Source organism: Xinfangfangia pollutisoli (assembly GCF_020179405.1).
Classification (GTDB): Bacteria; Pseudomonadota; Alphaproteobacteria; order Rhodobacterales; family Rhodobacteraceae; genus Pseudogemmobacter; species Pseudogemmobacter pollutisoli.
This window is the reverse complement of record NZ_JAICBZ010000005.1, coordinates 18,687-36,765: the sequence shown is the minus strand read 5'-3', so window position 1 is coordinate 36,765 and position 18,079 is coordinate 18,687. Positions and strand designations below refer to the sequence as shown.

General features: G+C 66.7%; 18 protein-coding genes. 9 read left to right on the top strand and 9 right to left on the bottom strand.

Annotated features, from left to right (window positions below; translation table 11 throughout):
• Position 1 precedes the first annotated feature (1 nt).
• From K1Y73_RS03675 to K1Y73_RS03645, 7 genes are read left to right on the top strand one after another with little or no spacing between them, the layout of a single operon-like run.
• Positions 2 to 439, top strand: coding sequence for a C40 family peptidase (locus K1Y73_RS03675; protein ID WP_404819058.1), 438 nt, complete (start codon positions 2 to 4; stop codon positions 437 to 439).
• Positions 440 to 441: 2 nt separating this feature from the next.
• Positions 442 to 4,338, top strand: coding sequence for a baseplate multidomain protein megatron (locus K1Y73_RS03670; RefSeq protein WP_225026565.1), 3,897 nt, complete (start codon positions 442 to 444; stop codon positions 4,336 to 4,338).
• 9 nt (positions 4,339 to 4,347) lie between these two features.
• Entirely contained in the window at positions 4,348 to 4,737 is a 390-nt protein-coding gene (locus K1Y73_RS03665; protein WP_225026564.1) for a DUF7742 family protein, read from the top strand.
• Positions 4,703 to 5,509 (top strand): serine O-acetyltransferase, encoded by an 807-nt coding sequence (gene cysE, locus K1Y73_RS03660; protein WP_225026563.1) that lies wholly within the window; start codon positions 4,703 to 4,705, stop codon positions 5,507 to 5,509. The genes K1Y73_RS03665 and cysE overlap by 35 nt, the downstream gene beginning before the upstream one ends.
• 25 nt (positions 5,510 to 5,534) lie before the next feature.
• Positions 5,535 to 6,191 carry a lysophospholipid acyltransferase family protein gene (locus tag K1Y73_RS03655; protein ID WP_225026562.1) on the top strand — a complete coding sequence of 219 codons (657 nt, stop codon included), beginning with the start codon at positions 5,535 to 5,537 and terminating at the stop codon, positions 6,189 to 6,191.
• Complete coding sequence (locus K1Y73_RS03650; protein ID WP_225026561.1) at positions 6,188 to 7,135, top strand: phosphatidate cytidylyltransferase; 948 nt, start codon at positions 6,188 to 6,190, stop codon at positions 7,133 to 7,135. The genes K1Y73_RS03655 and K1Y73_RS03650 overlap by 4 nt, the downstream gene beginning before the upstream one ends.
• Positions 7,132 to 7,779, top strand: a complete 648-nt coding sequence (locus tag K1Y73_RS03645) for a CDP-alcohol phosphatidyltransferase family protein (protein ID WP_225026560.1) — start codon at positions 7,132 to 7,134, stop codon at positions 7,777 to 7,779. The genes K1Y73_RS03650 and K1Y73_RS03645 overlap by 4 nt, the downstream gene beginning before the upstream one ends.
• Before the next feature lie 71 nt (positions 7,780 to 7,850).
• On the opposite strand, the gene K1Y73_RS03640 is transcribed toward K1Y73_RS03645, so the two are convergent.
• From K1Y73_RS03640 to K1Y73_RS03610, 7 genes are all read right to left on the bottom strand, one after another.
• The gene (locus tag K1Y73_RS03640) at positions 7,851 to 9,173 is read right to left on the bottom strand and encodes a pyruvate dehydrogenase complex dihydrolipoamide acetyltransferase (protein ID WP_225026559.1); all 1,323 of its coding nucleotides are present in this window, start codon (positions 9,171 to 9,173) and stop codon (positions 7,851 to 7,853) included.
• A gap of 10 nt (positions 9,174 to 9,183) precedes the next feature.
• Complete coding sequence (locus tag K1Y73_RS03635) at positions 9,184 to 10,575, bottom strand: pyruvate dehydrogenase complex E1 component subunit beta (RefSeq protein WP_225026558.1); 1,392 nt, start codon at positions 10,573 to 10,575, stop codon at positions 9,184 to 9,186.
• Between the two features lie 12 nt (positions 10,576 to 10,587).
• Positions 10,588 to 11,574: a pyruvate dehydrogenase (acetyl-transferring) E1 component subunit alpha gene (pdhA, locus tag K1Y73_RS03630; RefSeq protein WP_225026557.1), complete on the bottom strand. Its 987-nt coding sequence runs from the start codon at positions 11,572 to 11,574 to the stop codon at positions 10,588 to 10,590.
• A gap of 174 nt (positions 11,575 to 11,748) precedes the next feature.
• Positions 11,749 to 12,051: an FtsB family cell division protein gene (locus K1Y73_RS03625; RefSeq protein ID WP_225026556.1), complete on the bottom strand. Its 303-nt coding sequence runs from the start codon at positions 12,049 to 12,051 to the stop codon at positions 11,749 to 11,751.
• Between the two features lie 142 nt (positions 12,052 to 12,193).
• The gene (locus K1Y73_RS03620) at positions 12,194 to 12,793 is read right to left on the bottom strand and encodes a hypothetical protein (protein ID WP_225026555.1); all 600 of its coding nucleotides are present in this window, start codon (positions 12,791 to 12,793) and stop codon (positions 12,194 to 12,196) included.
• Positions 12,794 to 12,824: 31 nt separating this feature from the next.
• Positions 12,825 to 13,718 carry a fructose bisphosphate aldolase gene (locus K1Y73_RS03615; RefSeq protein WP_225026554.1) on the bottom strand — a complete coding sequence of 298 codons (894 nt, stop codon included), beginning with the start codon at positions 13,716 to 13,718 and terminating at the stop codon, positions 12,825 to 12,827.
• 192 nt (positions 13,719 to 13,910) lie between these two features.
• Positions 13,911 to 15,101, bottom strand: coding sequence for a phosphoglycerate kinase (locus K1Y73_RS03610; RefSeq protein WP_225026553.1), 1,191 nt, complete (start codon positions 15,099 to 15,101; stop codon positions 13,911 to 13,913).
• Between the two features lie 162 nt (positions 15,102 to 15,263).
• On the opposite strand from K1Y73_RS03610, the gene K1Y73_RS03605 reads away from it, so the two are divergent.
• Entirely contained in the window at positions 15,264 to 15,773 is a 510-nt protein-coding gene (locus tag K1Y73_RS03605) for a peptidylprolyl isomerase (protein ID WP_225026552.1), read from the top strand.
• Positions 15,763 to 16,326, top strand: a complete 564-nt coding sequence (locus K1Y73_RS03600; protein WP_225026551.1) for a peptidylprolyl isomerase — start codon at positions 15,763 to 15,765, stop codon at positions 16,324 to 16,326. Before K1Y73_RS03605 ends, K1Y73_RS03600 begins: the two co-directional genes overlap by 11 nt.
• Positions 16,327 to 16,374: 48 nt before the next feature.
• Here K1Y73_RS03600 and K1Y73_RS03595 read toward each other — a convergent pair whose 3' ends face one another.
• Positions 16,375 to 16,677, bottom strand: a complete 303-nt coding sequence (locus K1Y73_RS03595) for an HdeA/HdeB family chaperone (protein WP_225026550.1) — start codon at positions 16,675 to 16,677, stop codon at positions 16,375 to 16,377.
• A 140-nt stretch (positions 16,678 to 16,817) separates the two neighbouring features.
• The gene (gene tyrS, locus K1Y73_RS03590; RefSeq protein ID WP_225026549.1) at positions 16,818 to 18,068 is read right to left on the bottom strand and encodes a tyrosine--tRNA ligase; all 1,251 of its coding nucleotides are present in this window, start codon (positions 18,066 to 18,068) and stop codon (positions 16,818 to 16,820) included.
• Positions 18,069 to 18,079 lie beyond the last annotated feature (11 nt).

Below are 18,079 nucleotides of genomic sequence, written 5' to 3'. Positions count from 1 at the left end.
CATGGCCGAGCGGGCAGTGGCCGAGGCGCGGCTGTGGATCGGCACGCCCTATGTGCATCAGGCCAGTTGCCGGGGCGGCGGGGCGGATTGCCTGGGGCTGATCCGCGGGCTGTGGCGGGCACTGTATGGCGGCGAGCCCTGTCTGGTGCCGGCCTATACCGCCGACTGGGCCGAGGCGGCGCGCGACGAGCGGCTTCTGGGCGCGGCCGATCTGTATCTGCAGCCGCGCCCGCTTTGGCCGGCGGCGCCGGGTGATGTGCTGCTGTTTCGCATGCGGACGGGCGGGATGGCCAAGCATCTGGGCCTGCAAAGCGCGGTCGGCGCGGTGCCGCGCTTCATCCATGCCTATTCGGGCCATGCGGTCACTGAAAGCCCGCTGAGCGCCCCCTGGGCCCGCCGGATCGCGGCGCGCTATGCCTTTCCCGAGGGAGCCAACTGACCATGGCAACGCTTGTCTTCTCGGCCGTCGGAGCGGCGATCGGATCGGGTTTTGGCGGCACCGTGCTGGGCCTGTCGGGGCTGGTCATCGGCCGGGCCGTCGGCGCGACGCTGGGGCGGGTCATCGACCAGCGTCTGCTGGGCGGCGGCTCGGACCCGGTCGAGGTGGGGCGGCTGGACCGGCTGCGGCTGACCGGCGCCAGCGATGGGGCGGCGATCGCGCAGGTCTGGGGCCGGATGCGGCTGGCGGGCCAGGTGATCTGGGCCTCGCAATTCCAGGAAAACAGCCGGCGGCGCGGCGGCGGCAAGGGCGGGCAGCCGAAGGTGACCGAATACAGCTATTCGGTCAGCCTGGCGATCGGGCTTTGCGCGGGCGAGATCCTGAAAGTCGGCCGGATCTGGGCTGATGGTGCCGAGATCGCGCCGGGCAGCATCATGCTGCGGGTCTATCGCGGGGCCGAGGATCAGCTGCCGGATCCGAAGATCGAAGCGGTCGAGGGGGCGGGACTTGCGCCGGCCTATCGGGGGCTTGCCTATGTGGTGATCGAGGATCTGGACCTGTCGCCCTATGGCAGCCGGGTGCCGCAGTTCAGCTTTGAGGTGGTGCGCGCGGCGCAGGGGCCGGGCCTTGGCGGCGAGCTGACGCTGGACGATGCGGTGCCGGCGGTGGCGATGATCCCCGGCACGGGCGAGTATTCTCTGGCAACCACGCCGGTGCATTTCAGGCATGGGCCGGGCGAAAATGTCTCGGCCAATATGAACACGCCTTCGGGAATGACGGATTTCGCCACGTCGCTGGACCATTTGAGCGAAGAATTGCCGAACTGTCGTTCGGTATCTTTGGTGGTGTCGTGGTTCGGCGACGATCTGCGCTGCGGGTCGTGTACGATCCGACCGAAGGTCGAACAGGCGGAATTCGACGGGCAGGGCATGGCCTGGCGGGCGGGCGGGGTGACGCGGGCCGAGGCGGCTTTGGTGCCGCAGATCGAGGGCAGCCCGGTCTATGGAGGGACACCGGCGGATGCGGCGGTGATCGAGGCGATCCGGGCGCTGCGCGACGCGGGGCAGGAGGTGATGTTCTACCCGTTCATCCTGATGGATCAGCTGGAGGGCAACGCGCTGCCGAACCCCTGGACCGGCACGCCCGGCCAGCCGGTGCTGCCCTGGCGCGGGCGGATCACCACCGCGCTGGCGCCGGGGCTGCCGGGATCGACCGACCGGACGGCTGGGGCCGAGGCTGAGGTGGCGGCGTTTTTCGGTACGGCGCAGGCGTCGGATTTCAGCGTGGCGGATGAGGTGATCAGCTATGCCGGCCCGGCGGAGTGGGGCCTGCGGCGCTTCATCCTGCATTATGCGCATCTGTGCCAGGTCGCGGGCGGGGTGGATGCGTTCTGCATCGGCTCGGAACTGGTGGGGGTGACCCGCATCCGCGGCGCATCCGACAGTTTCCCGGCGGTCGCGGCGCTGCGCGATCTGCTGGCCGAGGTGCGGGCGATCCTGGGCGAGGAGTGCAAGCTGAGCTATGCCGCCGACTGGACGGAATATGGCAGCTATTCCGCCGATGGGAACCTGTACTTCCCGCTGGACCCGCTTTGGGCGGACCCGGACACCGATTTCATCGGCATCGACAATTACATGCCGCTGGCCGATTGGCGCGAGGGCGAGACGCATGTGGATGCGGACTGGGGCGCGATCTACAATCTGGATTATCTGAAGGCGAATATTGCCGGGGGCGAGGGCTTCGACTGGTATTACGACAGCCCTGAGGGCGCGGCGGCCCAGGTTCGGCTGCCGATCGAGGACGGCGCCTTCGACGAGCCTTGGGTGTTTCGGGTCAAGGATTTGCGGGGTTGGTGGGGCCATCAGCATCACCCCCGCACCGGAGGCACGCGCGACGTCTTGCCGACGGGGTGGGACCCGCAGTCGAAACCCATCCGCTTTACCGAATATGGCTGCGCGGCCTTGGACAAGGGGGCGAACCAGCCCAACAAGTTCCTGGATCTGCGGTCGTCCGAATCCATGCTGCCGCGGGCGTCGAACGGGCGGCGGGACGATCTGATGCAGATGCAATATCTGCGCGCCATGGCGCAATATTGGCGGGACGGGGCGAACAATCCCGTCTCGCTGGTCTATGACGCGCCGATGGTGGATTTCGCCCGTGCCCATGTCTGGGCCTGGGACGCGCGGCCCTTCCCGGCCTTTCCGGGCCGCAGCGATCTGTGGAGCGATGGTGCGGCCTATGCGCGGGGCCATTGGCTGAACGGGCGGGCGACGAACCAGCCGCTGGCGGCGGTGGTGCGCGAGATCGGGGCGGCGGCGGGGCTGGTCTCGGTCGAGACCTCGGGGCTTTACGGGCTGGTGCGGGGCTATGCGCAGGACCAGACCCAAAGCGCGCGGGCCGGTCTGCAGCCCCTGATGCTGGTCTATGGCTTCGACGCGGTCGAGCGGGACGGGCGGATCGCCTATGTCTCGCGCCGCAACGGGGTGGATCATGTGCTGGAGGCCGCGCGGTTTGTCGAGATCGACGAGACCGAGGGGTTTGCCGAACTGACCCGCGCGGCCGAGCCCGAGATCAGCGGGATGATCCGGCTGGGTCATGTCGATGCCGAGGGCGATTACGAGATCCGCACCGCCGAGGCACGGCATCCGGACGCGGAATTGCGTTCTGTTGCCGCCAGCGAATATCCATTGGCGCTGACCGCGGCCGAGGGGCGGATCGTGGCGCATCGCTGGCTGGCGGAAAGCCGGATCGCCCGTGACAGCCTGCGGCTGGCGCTGCCGATGTCGCAGCGTGGGGTTGCGGCGGGGGCGCGGGTGCAGCTGGAGGATGGCAGCACCTATCGGGTCGACCGGATCGAACAGGCCGAAGCGCGGCTGATCGAGGCGGTGCGGATCGAGGGCGGGGTCTATGACAGTGCCGATCTGCTGGAAGAGCCGGGGATCATGCGGCCCTTCGTGTCTCCGGTTCCGACCCATCCGGTGTTTCTGGATCTGCCGCTGCTGACCGGAACCGAGGTGCCGCATGCGCCGCATGTCGCGGTGACGGCACAGCCCTGGCCGGGGACGGTGGCGGTCTGGTCGGCCTCGGAAGGGGCCGAGTTCCAGCTGAACCGGCTGGTGGCAGCGCCGGCGGTGATCGGGGTGACCGAGACCGATCTGGCCGCGGCGCCGCCGGCGCTGTGGGACAGGGGGCCGGCGCTGCGGGTCAGGGTGACCGGGGGAAGTCTGGCTTCGGCCAGCACGCTTGCGGTGCTGAACGGCGCGAATGCCATGGCGATTGGCGATGGCAGTCCCGCGAATTGGGAAGTGTTCCAGTTCGCCCAGGCCGAGCTGGTGGCACCAAAGACCTATGAGCTGTCGCTGCGGCTGCGCGGGCAGCTGGGAACCGACGGGATCATGCCGCCGCTTTGGCCCGCGGGCAGCACTGTTGTGTTGCTGGACAGGGCTTTGGCGCAGATCGACCTGGCGGCCAGCGCGCGGGGACTGGCACGCGACTACCGGATCGGCGTTACCGCGCGGGGCTATGACGATCCGAATGTGGTTGCGATCTCGGCTGCGTTCGACGGGATCGGGCTGCGGCCCTATCCGGTGGCGCATCTGACCGCCGCGGGCACGGCGGGGACAGAGGTGCAGGCCCGCTGGGTGCGGCGGACACGGATCGAGGGCGACAGCTGGCAGCAGGCCGAAGTGCCCTTGGGCGAGGAGGCCGAAGCCTATCTGGTGCGGGTGATGGCGGGCGCGACGATCCTGGCCGAATACAGCACCGATGCGCCGGATTTCACCTATCCCGCCGCGGCGCAGGCGGCCGACGGGGTGGCCGGCGCCTTCAGCCTTGCAGTGGCGCAGGTCTCGATGCGCTTCGGAGCCGGGCCGTTCCGGCGGATCGACATTGCGGCATGACCGGCGGCGATGCGCATTCACCCGCTGCCACATGAGCTGACGGCGCTGGCGCGGCGGCTGACCGCCGTGCCGCCGCCCGCGCGGCGGTTCGCGGCCCTGCGCCTGATCCTTGAAGCCGAGGCCGCCGGCCGCCGGTTCGCCCGGACCGGCCGGCCGCATCCGCGCCATGGCGATGGCAGCCTGATCGCGCGGCTTTGCGTCGATCCGCTGCCGCCCGAGCGCTTTGCCGATTGTCCGGACTTCCTGACCGCTTTGCACATTGCCGCCGAAGCGCTCTTGAAACATACTGCGCGCAGTCAGATTTCCATGGAACGGGGCGGGCGCGACGGGCGCCTTCTTCCCGACCGGACTGCGGGAGAAGATCATGGCCGAGACAGTACAGCGGGTGACAACGGTTGATCCGGTCTGGACGCGCATCTGTGACGAAGCGCGCGAGGCCGTTCGATCCGAACCGCTGCTGGGGGCGCTGATCCATTCGGGCCTGCTGCACCACGCCAGTTTCGAACGCGCGCTGGCCTATCGCTTTTCGATGAAGCTGGCCTCGGGCGAGATGAGCGAGCAGATCCTGCGCGAGATCGCCGACGAGGCCTATGGCAGCGATCCCTCGATCGGGACTGCGGCGCGCGCCGATCTGATGGCGGTCTATGAGCGCGATCCGGCCTGCCACCGCTTCATCCAGCCGGTGCTGTTCTTCAAGGGCTATCAGGCGGTGCAGGCCTATCGGGTTGGCCATTGGCTGTGGCAGCGCGGACGGATCGACATGGCCTATTTCGTGCAGATGCGCGTGTCCGAGGCTTTCGGCGTCGACATCCATCCCAATGCGAAGATCGGCATGGGGCTGATGATCGACCATGCCCATTCGATCGTGATCGGCGAGACCGCTGTCGTGGGCGACAATGTCTCAATGCTGCATTCGGTGACGCTGGGCGGCACCGGCAAGGAGGATGGCGACCGCCATCCGAAGATCGAGGACGGGGTGCTGATCGGCGCCGGGGCCAAGGTTCTGGGCAACATCCGCGTCGGCCATTGCTCGCGCATTGCGGCGGGGTCGGTGGTGCTGGAAGAGGTGCCGCCCAATACCACGGTGGCCGGCGTTCCGGCGCGGGTCGTCGGCCGGGCCGGCTGCGCCCAGCCGGCGCTTTCGATGGACCAGCTGCTGCAGCTGAAGTGATCGGCCGCCGATGTCGGGCCGCCTGATGGCTTCGCTTTCTCCGGCGCTGCGGGCCGCCGCAGCTGCGCTGACCGGCCGGGCGATCTCGGTCTTTGCCCGGATCGTCACGGCGCCGCGCGCGATCTGGGCCGGGATCGAGCCGGTGCCGCGTCAGCGCGTCTATTTTGCCAATCACACCTCGAATGGCGATTTCGTCCTGCTTTGGACGGTGCTGCCGCGCGCCTTGCGGGTGCGCACCCGCCCGGTGGCCGCGCTGGATTACTGGCTGACCTCGCCGCTGAGGGCCTTTATCGGGCGCGATGTCTTTAACGCCGTGCTGATCGACCGCCGGCCCGAGTCGCGCACCGACGATCCTGTCGCGCAGATGGCCCGGGCGCTGGACGAGGGCGCCTCGCTGATCCTGTTTCCCGAAGGCCAGCGCAACGCCACGGACGCGGTGCTTCTGCCGTTCAAATCCGGCCTTTACCATCTGGCGCGGCAACGCCCCGGGGTCGATCTGGTGCCGGTCTGGATCAGCAATCTCAACAGCGTGATGCCGAAGGGCGAGATCATTCCGGTGCCGCTGATCTGCACGCTGACCTTCGGCGCGCCGCTGCATCTGGCGCCGGACGAGGCGAAAGAGGCGTTCCTTGCCCGCGCCGAGGCCGCCCTTCTGGCGCTGCGACAGGACCCCACGACATGACCCAGCCCCCCGGCCTGATCTGGTTGCTGACCGCAGTCGCCACGATCCTGGTGATCGCAACGCTGGTTGGCGCGGCGCTGCGGGCGCGGCTGTCGCCCGAGGGCGACAATCCGGTGATCGAGAACCTGAACGCCCGGATCGCCGCCTGGTGGACCATGGTGATCCTGCTGTCGCTGGCCTTCCTGGCCGGGCGGCCGGGCGTGGTGATCCTGTTCGCCATCCTGTCCTTCGCTGGCCTGCGCGAGTTTCTGACGCTGACCGACAAGGCACCCTCCGACCATTGGGCGCTGGCCGCCAGCTTCTTCCTGATCCTGCCGCTGCAATATTGGCTGGTCGGCACCGACTGGTACGGGCTTTATGCGATCTTCATCCCGGTCTACGCCTTCCTTCTGATGCCCGTCGTCTCGGCCTTGCGGGGCGGCACGCAGGATTTCCTGTCCCGCGTGGCGGAAACCCAATGGGCGCTGATGATCTGCCTCTATTGCACCAGCCATGTGCCGGCGCTGCTGTATCTGCAGATCCCGGGCTATGAGGGCCGCTCGGTGATCCTGATCGCCTGGCTGATCTTCACCGTGCAATTCTCGGACGTGATGCAATATGTCTGGGGCAAGCTGATCGGCCGCCACAAGATCGCCCCGCAGGTTTCGCCCTCGAAAACCTGGGAGGGCTTCCTGGGCGGGACCGCCACGGCCATTGCCGCGGGCACGGCTCTGTATTGGATCACGCCCTTCACGCCCTGGCAGGCGGCCGGCATGGCGCTGGTCGTCACGATCATGGGCTTCTTCGGCGGGCTGGTCATGTCCGCGATCAAGCGCGACAAGGGCGTGAAGGACTGGGGCCATCTGATCGCCGGTCATGGCGGCTTCCTCGACCGGCTGGACAGCGTGATCTTCGCCGCGCCGATCTTCTTCCACCTGACCCGCTATTTCTGGTCCGCCACATGATCGAACCCGCCTCGCGCCGCCCGCTGTCTTCCCGCGACAGCCGCTGGGCCCGGGCGCTGGCCAGCCGGCTGGCCGCCAGCGATGTCACCCCGAACGAGATCTCCATCGCCTCGATGGCCTTCGCGGGCCTGGGCTTCCTGACCTTCTGGGCCGCCTCGGTCAGCGGGCCGCTGACGGGGGGCGTCTGCCTGATCCTTGCCGGGCTGATGGTGCAACTGCGGCTCTTGTGCAACCTCTTGGACGGGATGGTCGCGATCGAGGGCGGCAAGTCGTCGAAGACCGGTCCGTTCTGGAACGAGGCGCCCGACCGCGTCGCGGATCTGCTGTTCTTCTGGGGGGCGGGGCTGGCGGCGGGCCATCCGGCGCTGGGCCTGGGCTGTGGCGCGCTGGCGATCGGCACCGCCTATCTGCGCGAACTGGGCCGGGCGGAGGGCCTTGCCGCCGATTTCTCGGGCCCGATGGCGAAACAGCACCGCATGGCCGCGCTGACCCTGGCCAGCCTTCTGGCAGCACTTCTGTCCTTTGCACTGCAAAGCGCCGCGGTGGTGCTGACCGCGGCGCTTTGGATCACTCTTGCCGGCACGGCCGCGACGATCGCCCGCCGCGCAGGACGCCTGCTTGGCCAGCTGGCGAGCCGTCGCTAAGGGCCTTCCTCTCTGCGAAAATATCCTACGGGGGTCCGGGGGTGTAAAACCCCCGGCCGTTCCGCAAGAGATCAGGCCAGCATCGAGATCGGGTTTTCCAAAGCCTCGACGATGGCCTTCAGCAGCTGTGCCCCCAGGGCACCGTCGATCACCCGGTGATCGACCGACAGCGTCATCGACATCACCGTCGCCACGCCGACCGACCCATCGGCCTGCACGACCGGCTTTTTCAGCCCCGCGCCCACCGCCAGGATCCCGCCATGCGGCGGGTTGATCACCGCGTCGAAATTCTCGATCCCGAACATGCCGAGATTGGAAATCGCGAAACTGCCGCCCTGATATTCATGCGGGGCCAGCTTCTTGGTCTTCGCACGGTTGGCCAGGTCCTTCATCTCGGCCGACAGCGCCGAGAGCGACTTCCTATCGGCATCCTTCAGAACCGGGGTGAACAGCCCGCCCTCGACAGCCACGGCCACCGCCACATCCGAGGGCTTCAGCTTCAGGATCCGGTCGCCCGCCCAGACCGCATTGGCATCGGGCACCGCCTGCAGCGCCTGGGCACAGGCCTTGATGATGAAGTCATTGACCGAAAGCTTCACGCCGCGGCTTTCCAGCCCCTTGTTCAGCTCTTCGCGGAACTTCATCAGCGCATCCAGCCGCACCTCGCGGCGCAGGTAGAAATGCGGGATGGTCTGCTTGGCCTCCGTCAGCCGCGCGGCGATGGTGCGGCGCATGCCGTCCAGCGGCACTTCCACATAATCGCGCCCGGTATACATCTTCACCACCGTCTCGGCCGACATGCCCGAAGCGACAGCGGCTTTCGCCGGCGCCGAAGCCGCCGCAGCCGTGGCGGCCGGGGCAGGGGCCGCAGCCGCCGCCGGTTTGGCCGGCGCGGCGCCTTCCACATCGGCACGCACGATCCGGCCATGCGGGCCCGAGCCCTTCACCGCGCTCAGATCCAGGCCCTTTTCCTTGGCGATCCGCCGCGCCAGGGGCGAGGCAAAGACCCGCGCGCCGTCCGCAGCCGCAGCGGCCGGGGCAGGGGCCGCCGCGGGGGCCGCAGCAGCAGGGGCTTCCGCCTTCGCCGCTTCGGGCTTCGCGGCTTCGGCCTTGGGCGCTGCCGCCGGGGCCGCCGCCGCCGAGGCATCTTCGCCCTCTTCCAGCAGAACCGCGATGGGGGTGTTGACCTTTACCCCCGCCGTGCCCTCGGCGATCAGGATCTTGCCCATCACGCCTTCATCCACGGCCTCGAATTCCATCGTGGCCTTGTCGGTCTCGATCTCGGCAATCACCATGCCGGACTTCACCTCGTCGCCCTCTTTCACCAGCCATTTGGCCAGCGTGCCCTCCTCCATGGTCGGAGACAGGGCCGGCATCAGGATTTCCACCGCCATTTTCTCCCCCTCAGCGATAGGTGACGGATTTCACGGCGCCCACGATCTCGGGCACGGTGATCAGGGCGAGCTTTTCCAGATTCGCCGCATAGGGCATCGGCACGTCCTTGCCGGTGCAGGTGATGACGGGCGCATCCAGATCGTCGAAGGCGCGCTGCATGATCGTCGAGGCCAGATGGTCGCCGATCGAGCCGACCGGGAAGCCTTCCTCGACCGTCACGCAGCGATTGGTCTTCTGCACCGAGGCAATCACCGTGTCATAGTCGATCGGGCGCAGGGTCCGCAGGTTGATCACCTCGGCGTCGATCCCCTCTTTCGCCAGCTCTTCCGCCGCGGCCAGCGCATGGGCCACGCCGATCCCGAACGAGACCAGCGTCACATCCTTGCCCGCCCGCAGGATCGAGGCCTTGCCGAAGGGAATGGCGAAATCCTCGGCCGTGGGCACGTCGAAGCTGCGCCCATACAGGATTTCGTTTTCCAGGAAGACCACCGGATTCGGATCACGGATCGCGGTCTTCAGCAGGCCCTTCGCATCGGCTGCCGAATAGGGCATGCAGACCTTCAGCCCCGGGATCGCCGCATACCAGGCGGCATAATCCTGGCTGTGCTGTGCGCCCACCCGCGCCGCCGCCCCGTTCGGGCCGCGGAACACCATCGGGCTGCCCATCTGGCCGCCCGACATATAAAGCGTCTTCGCAGCCGAATTCAGGATATGGTCGATCGCCTGCATGGCGAAGTTGAAGGTCATGAATTCGACGATCGGCTTCAGCCCGCCCCAGGAGGCGCCGGTGGCGATCCCGGCAAAGCCCATCTCGGTGATCGGCGTATCCACCACCCGGCGGGGGCCGAATTCATCCAGCAGACCTTGCGAGATCTTGTAGGCGCCCTGATATTCGCCAACCTCTTCGCCCATCAGGAACACGCTGGGATCGGCGCGCATTTCCTCGGCCATGGCTTCGCGCAGGGCTTCGCGCACGGTCATGGTCTTGGTGGCCGCCCCTTCGGGCACATCGCTATGCGGCCAGCCCTGGGCCGCCTTGACCGGGGCCGGGGCAGGGGCTGCCGGGGCCGAAGGTGCCGCCTTGGCCTCGGCCGCCGGCGCGGCCGCTTCGGCCTTGGCCGCAGGCGCCTCGGCGGGGGCGGCGTCCGAGACGCTTTCACCCTCTTCCACCAGCACCGCAATCGGCGTGTTCACCTTCACGCCCGCCGTGCCTTCCGCGACCAGCAGCTTGCCGACCGTGCCTTCATCGACCGCCTCGAATTCCATCGTGGCCTTGTCGGTCTCGATCTCGGCGATGATCTGGCCGGATTTGACCGCATCGCCTTCCTTGACCAGCCATTTCGCCAGCGTGCCTTCCTCCATGGTCGGAGACAGCGCGGGCATCAATACTTGTACCGCCATGATTCCCCTCCCTCAGGCGTAGATATCGGTCCAGAGCTCGTCCACCGGCGGCTCGGGGCTTTCCTTCGAGAACTCGGCCGCCTCGTTCACCAGCGCCTTGATCTCTTTGTCGATGCCTTTCAGATCCTCTTCCGAGGCATGGCCGCCCTGCAGTAGCACGTCGCGGACCTGCTCGATGCAGTCCTTCTCGGATTTGATCTTCTCCACTTCCTCGCGGGTCCGGTATTTCGCCGGGTCCGACATGGAATGGCCGCGATAGCGGTAGGTCATCATTTCCAGGATATAGGGGCCCTTGCCGGCGCGGCAGTGCGCCACCGCCTTCTCGCCCGCGGCCTTCACCGCCAGCACATCCATGCCGTCGACCTGCTCGCCCGGGATGCCATAGGCCACGCCGCGTTCGAACAGCGTCTTCGACTTGGTCGAGCGCTTGACGCTGGTGCCCATCGCATACTGGTTGTTCTCGATCACGAAGATCGCCGGCAGTTCCCACAGTTCGGCCATGTTGTAGGTCTCGTAGACCTGGCCCTGATTGGCCGCGCCATCGCCGAAATAGATGAAGGTCACATTGTCATTGCCAAGGTATTTGTCGGCGAAGGCCAGGCCTGCGCCCAAGGGCACCTGCGCGCCGACGATGCCGTGACCGCCGTAGAAATGCTTCTCTTTCGAGAACATGTGCATCGAGCCGCCCTTGCCCTTGGAATAGCCGCCGATGCGTCCGGTCAGTTCCGCCATCACGCCCTTGGCATCCATGCCGCAGGCCAGCATATGGCCATGGTCGCGATACGAGGTGATCCGCTTGTCGCCGTCTTTCGAGGCCGCTTCCAGCCCGACCACGACCGCTTCCTGACCGATGTACAAGTGACAGAAGCCGCCGATCAGACCCATGCCGTACAACTGCCCCGCCTTCTCTTCGAAGCGGCGGATCAGCAGCATGTCACGGTAATATTTCAGCAACTCGTCCTTCGAGACATTCGGCCGCGCCTCGGGCTTTTTCGCCATCGGCTCCTCCCCCTTTGCCAAGAATGGTTCAACGTTAAACCATTCATACAGTAACGGAGAAATAAGGGCGAGCGCAAATTTGCCCATGCGTCATGCATGCGCGGAATGGGCCCGCGGCGTTTGCAGTGGCAGCAAAAATCGAAGCAAGGGCACCCGGGCCGGGCGCGGCGGCGCCTAGCGGATCGCGATCTCGTCGCCGCGCATATAGCCCAGAACGTCGCGCGCCTGCTGGTCCAGAAGGTCCAGGTCCAGATAGGCGTCGGACAGGCGCTTGGTCAGGTTCTGCATCCGGTCCAGATCGGCGGCCAGACGGTCGCGCTCGGCGGTCAGGGTCACCGCTTCGGCATTGATCTCGACCCGGCGGAACACGCCGTAATCGCCCTGCACCGCGGCAAAGGTGAAATAGGCGCCCAGGGTGAAGGCCAGGGCGAAATAGATCAGACTGCCGATATTGTTGCGTGCCGCCGCCTGCGCCATCTGCCGATACCCCTTGGCCCCTCTGACGGGGGCTTCCAGGCCGAATCATGCCACAGCTGATTCGGGAAGGGAATCGCCAAAATACGAGTGGCGGCGTTTTCCGCTCAGGATTCAACAGCTTGCGGTTCGGCGCTTTCCGACCTCAAGGGGTGATGGGCAAAGTGCTGCTGACCTGCAGATCCGTGTCGAAACGCAGCGCCAGATCGGCGCAATCGGGCAGGGCGGCGCCTGCGGCATAGCCCTGCGGGCACAGACGCGCGCGGATCCGCCCGGTGACCCGCCGCGAATAGCTGTCGGGCCGGGCCGGGCCGATCGTGTCGATCACCAGCTCGGCCGTCTGGCCCTGCGATGTCAGCCGCGGCCCGTCGCGATCCTTGCCCTGCACCAGCATGACCTCGGGCGCCTGTGCCGCGCCGCGCCGCAGGCTTTGCCCGAAGTCGCCGCTGACCCACAGCCGCCCCGCATCGGCCTGTGGCGCGCCCGGGGGATAGCCGATCAGCAAGACCGACACCTCGCCGCTTTGCCAATCGGCGCTGGCCTGGGCCGAGGCATCGAAGGCGCCGATCGAGAAATCATAGGTCTGCCACGCGGCCGGCGCGCCCGCCAACGTGCCGGTCAGGGCGCCCATCTTCGGCGGATAGCCCGGCGGCAGGTCTTCGGTGCCGCCGGTTTCGGGGCCGGGCGAGGCGACGCAACCGGCCAGGGCCAGCACCGCCGCCAGGGCTGCAGATGTCATGCGCATGCGGTTCTCCTGCAGCCCTGGGGAAGGGGTCTTAGCCCGCGATCGAGGCCTCGTAGATCGAGGTCACCGCACCCTGCAGCATCGTGTCGAATTCCGCATCCGACTGCTGGGCCGACAGGCCTTCGGACAGGGCCCGGCTGAACGAGGCGATGATGCCGCGGTTCTTCGCCAGGATCTTGTTGGCCTCGGCCCGGCTATGGCCGCCCGACAGCGCCACGACCTTCAGCACTTTCGGGTGATCGACCAGCGGCGCATAGAAATTGTCGACCGTCGGCAGCGACAGTTTCAGCATCACCTGCTGGCCCTCGGGCAGCGCGTCCAGCCCCTTGAGCAGCGCCTTTTGCAGCAGATCCTCGGCCTCGGCCTTGTCGGCGATGGAAATCGTCACTTCCGGCTCAAGGATCGGCATCAGCCCATGGGCGATGACCTGCGCGCCCACTTCGAATTGCTGGTCGACCACCGCCTGAATGCCCTTGGCATTGGCGGCCGAGACGACCGAGCGCTCCTTGGTGCCGAAGATTCCCGCCTTGGCGGCGCGGTCCAGAAGCGCGTCCAGCCCCGGCATCGGCTTCATCAGCTGGCAGCCGTCAACCTCGGCCTCAAGCCCCTTGTCGATCTTCAGGAACGGCACGACATGGCGCTTGTCCCACAGATAGGTGGCGGTCGGGATGCCGTCGATCTGGCGGTCCATCGTCTGTTCGAACAGGATCGCGCCCACCACCTTGTCGCCGGCGAAGGCGGGCGATTTGATGATCCGCGACCGCATGGCGTGGATCAGATCGAACATCTCGGTCTCGTTGGAATAGGCGCTTTCCGCGACGCCATATTGCTTCAGCGCCTTGGGGGTCGAGCCGCCCGATTGGTCCAGCGCGGCGATGAAGCCCTTCCCGCTGCGGATCTGTTCGGTCATTTCAGCCTTGGTCATGGTCTTCAATCCTTCGCTAGAGCCTCGCCCGGAATAGCGGCGAGACCGGCCCCATTCAATCAGGGTAACGCTAACGACAATACAGAAAAAGCAGCCTGCCTGTTTCGCAAGCGGCCCGCCGCGCCGCGCCGCGCCGCGCCGGGCTGGGCCGGGCTGGGGCAGGGGCGCGACAGGCGCGCGCCCCCCGCCGTCCTAGGCCATCAGCGCCGCGACGCCGGGCAGATCCTTGCCTTCCATCCATTCCAGGAAGGCGCCGCCCGCGGTCGAGATGAAGGTAAAGCTGTCCGCGGCACCCGCCTGGTTCAGCGCCGCGACCGTATCGCCCCCGCCCGCGACCGAGATCAGCTGCCCCGCCCGCGTCAGCCGCGCCGCCTCTTCCGCGGCAAGGTTCGTCGCCTGGTCGAAGGGCGGAATCTCGAAGGCGCCCAAGGGGCCGTTCCAGATCAGCGTCGCGCATTGGCCCATGACCGCACGGATCCGCGCCACCGTTTCGGGCCCGGCATCCAGGATCATCGCATCGGCCGGGCAGGCGCTGGCCACCACGATCTCGCTGGCAGCCCCCGCCTTGAATTCGCGCGCCACGACGACATCGACCGGCAGCAGGATGCGGCAGCCCACCGCCTTGGCCTTTTCCAGGATCTCGGCCGCCGTGCCGGCCATGTCGCGCTCGGCCAAGGACTTGCCGACCTCGATGCCCTGGGCCACCAGGAAGGTGTTGGCCATGCCGCCGCCGATCACCAGATTGTCGACCTTGGCCACCAGATTCGACAGCAGTTCCAGCTTGGTGGACACCTTGGCCCCGCCTACAACCGCCATGACCGGCCGCTTCGGGCTGCCCAAGGCGGCGTCCAGCGCGCGCAGTTCGGCCTCCATCAGCCGGCCCGCGGCCTTGGGCAGCAGCCGCGCCACGCCCTCGGTCGAGGCATGCGCGCGATGCGCCGCGGAAAAGGCGTCGTTCACATAGACATCGCCCAGCTTCGCTATCTCGGCCGCAAGCGCGGGGTCGTTCTTTTCCTCGCCCGGATGGAAGCGGGTGTTTTCCAGCAGCACCACCTCGCCCGGGCCCGCCGCCGCGATGGCCGCCGCCGCGGCTTCGCCCACGCAATCGGCCCCGAACACCACCTTGCGGCCCAGGGCCGCCTCAAGCGCGGGAAGGATGCGCTTCAGGCTCATCTCCGGCACGACCTTGCCCTTCGGCCGGTCGAAATGGGCCAGCAGAACCGGCTTGCCGCCCTTGGTCAGAATATCCGAAACGGTTGGCACGATCTTGTCGATCCGCGTCGTGTCGGTGACTGTGTCCCCGTCCATCGGTACGTTGACGTCAACCCGGCACAGCACAACCTTCCCCGCAAGCGCGATATCGTCCAGCGTGTTCCAACCCATACGTTATCCCCATCCTCTGGCCCGGCGATCCCGCCCGGCATTGCGCGCCCATGTTTCCACGACATTGCCCCCACCCGTCAACGGATCACGGGCTTTTGCCCTTCCCCTTGCGGCGTCACGTCGCTACCTTCCCGCCCCACCAAACCCCCGAAAGGCAGGACAATGGCCGAGATCAAGGACCCCGAAAACACCATCATCATGACGCTGAAGGACGGCGAAGTGGTGATCGAGCTTCTGCCCAGCGTGGCCCCGAAACATGTCGAGCGCATGAAGGAACTGGCCCGGGCGAAAGCCTATGACAATGTGGCCTTCCACCGCGTGATCGAGGGCTTCATGGCCCAGACCGGCGATGTGGAAAACGGCAATATGGAGAAGAATTTCAACCTGCGCCGCGCCGGTACGGGCGGTTCGGACCTGCCGGATCTGCCGGCCGAGTTTTCCAAAGTGCCGCATGCCCGCGGCAGCCTTGGCGCGGCGCGCTCGATGAACCCGAATTCGGCGAATTCGCAGTTCTTCATCAACTTCACCGACAATTCCTTCCTGAACGGCCAGTATACCGTCTATGGCCAGGTGATCTCGGGGATGCAATTCGTCGACAAGATCGCCCGGGGCGAGCCGCCGGCCGCGCCGGACCGGATGATCACCGTCCGGGTGGCTGCCGATGTCGCGTAAGCTGATCCTTGCCGCGGTGGCGGCGCTGCTGGCTGGCCCGGCGCTGGCCCAGGACGTGCCTGACCTGCCGGGGCCCAATCTGGTGATCGAGGTCACCGGCCAGGCCAAGGGGGTGGTGGTGATCGACCTTCTGCCCGACGTGGCCCCCAAACATGTGGCGCAGATCGCCGCGCTGGCCCGGGACGGTGCCTATGACGGGGTGATCTTCCACCGCGTGATCGACGGCTTCATGGCCCAGACCGGCGATGTGGAATATGGCAAGGCGGGGGGGGATACCTCTTATGCCGGCATGGGCGGCTCCTCGCTGCCCGACATTCCGGCCGAGTTCTCGAACCTGTCCTTCCAGCGCGGCATCGTCGGCATGGCGCGGTCGCAGGATCCGAATTCGGCCAACAGCCAGTTCTTCATCATGTTCGACGACGGCGCGTTCCTGGACGGGCAATATACGGTCGTCGGCCGGGTGATCAAAGGCATGGATGTGGTCGATGCCATCGCCCGGGGCGAGCCGCCGGCCAAGCCGGACGTGATGGAAAAGGTCACGGTACAACAATGACAGAAAGGGGCCGCAAGGCCCCTTTCGACGTTTCATGGGGCCGTGCCGTCAGTTGGTGTTGGCCTCTTCGGCGGCCGAGATCAGGTCGATCAGCGAGGCATCGGGGCTGCTGGTGCAAAGCGCGGCCGCGCCGTCGATATTCGCCTTCAGCCGTTCCAGATCAAAATTCGTGTCACCCGCAACGCCGCCCAGATAGCCGTCCACCCAGAACATCAGGGCGGTCACACCTTCAGCATCGATCGTCGCCAGATCGGCACAGGTGATCGTGTTCACGTCAACGGCTTCTGCCGCAGCCATCCCGGCGAAAAGCGGGGTGGCAAGCGCAAGGGCAAGCAGGGCCTTTAGGGTCATCTTCAGAAAACTCCGGTTGAACGCGCATCATGCGCCCTGTCACGATAGCAGGGAAATCAAGCCGGACGAGGGCCAATCCGGGGCCGCGGCCCCGGAAGGATGCGAAAGATCAGCCGGATCGCGATGGCGCGGCCGCGGCCTTAGTCGATCACCACCAGCGCATGGCGCTTGCGGCCCGCGGTCAGCTTCACCGGCTCGGCGAATTCGCCCGCGCCAAGCCGCAAGCCCGCATCCAGCACCGGCTCGTCATTCATCCGCGCGCCGCCCTCGGCGATCAGGCGCTTGGCATCCTTGCCGCTGCCCACCAGACCCGCGCGCACGAACAGCTGCACGATGCCGATCCCCTCGGCCAGTTCCGAAGGCGCCAGCCGCACCGTGGGAAGATCCTCGCCGATCCCGCCCTTTTCGAACACGTCGCGCGCCGTCGCCTCGGCCGCCTGCGCCGCCGCTTCGCCATGCAGAAGGCCGGTGGCCAGATTGGCCAGCAACACCTTCGCCGCATTGATCTCGGCGCCTTGCAGCGCGCCCAGACGGTCGCATTCTTCAACCGGCAGTTCGGTGAAGATCTTCAGGAAGCGGCCCACATCGGCGTCGGTCGTGTTGCGCCAGAACTGCCAGAATTCGTAAGGGCTCAGCATGTCGCCATTCAGCCAGACCGCGCCCGAGGCCGATTTGCCCATCTTCCGCCCATCGCTGGTGGTCAGCAGCGGCGTGGTCAGGCCGAAGATCTCATGGTCGATCACCCGCCGGGTCAGGTCGATCCCGTTGACGATATTGCCCCATTGATCCGAGCCGCCCATCTGCAACAGGCAGCCATAGCGGCGATGGATTTCAAGGAAATCATAGGCCTGCAGGATCATGTAGTTGAATTCAAGGAAGGACAGGCTTTGTTCGCGGTCCAGCCGCGACTTCACCGATTCAAAGGACAGCATCCGGTTGACCGAGAAATGCCGCCCGATGTCGCGCAGGAAATCCAGATAGTTCAGCTGGTCCAGCCATTCGGCATTGTTCAGCATGATCGCGCCCTGGGGCGCATCGGAATAGTCCAGATAGCGGGCGAAGACCTTCTTCAGCCCGGCAATGTTCTCGTCGATCTTCTCGGGCGTCAGCAGCGGGCGTTCCTCGCTGCGGAAACTGGGATCGCCCACCTTGGTCGTGCCGCCGCCCATCAGGGTGATCGGCTTGTGGCCGGTCTTCTGCAGCCAGCGCAGCACCATGATGTTCATCAGATGGCCGACATGCAGGCTGGCCGCCGTCGCGTCATAGCCGATATAGGCCGGCACCACGCCCTGGATCAGCGCCTCGTCCAGCGCCTGGTAATCGGTGCAATCGGCCACGAAGCCGCGCTCGAACATCACGCGCAGAAATTCGGATTTCGGATGGTAGGCCATGCTGCCCTCAT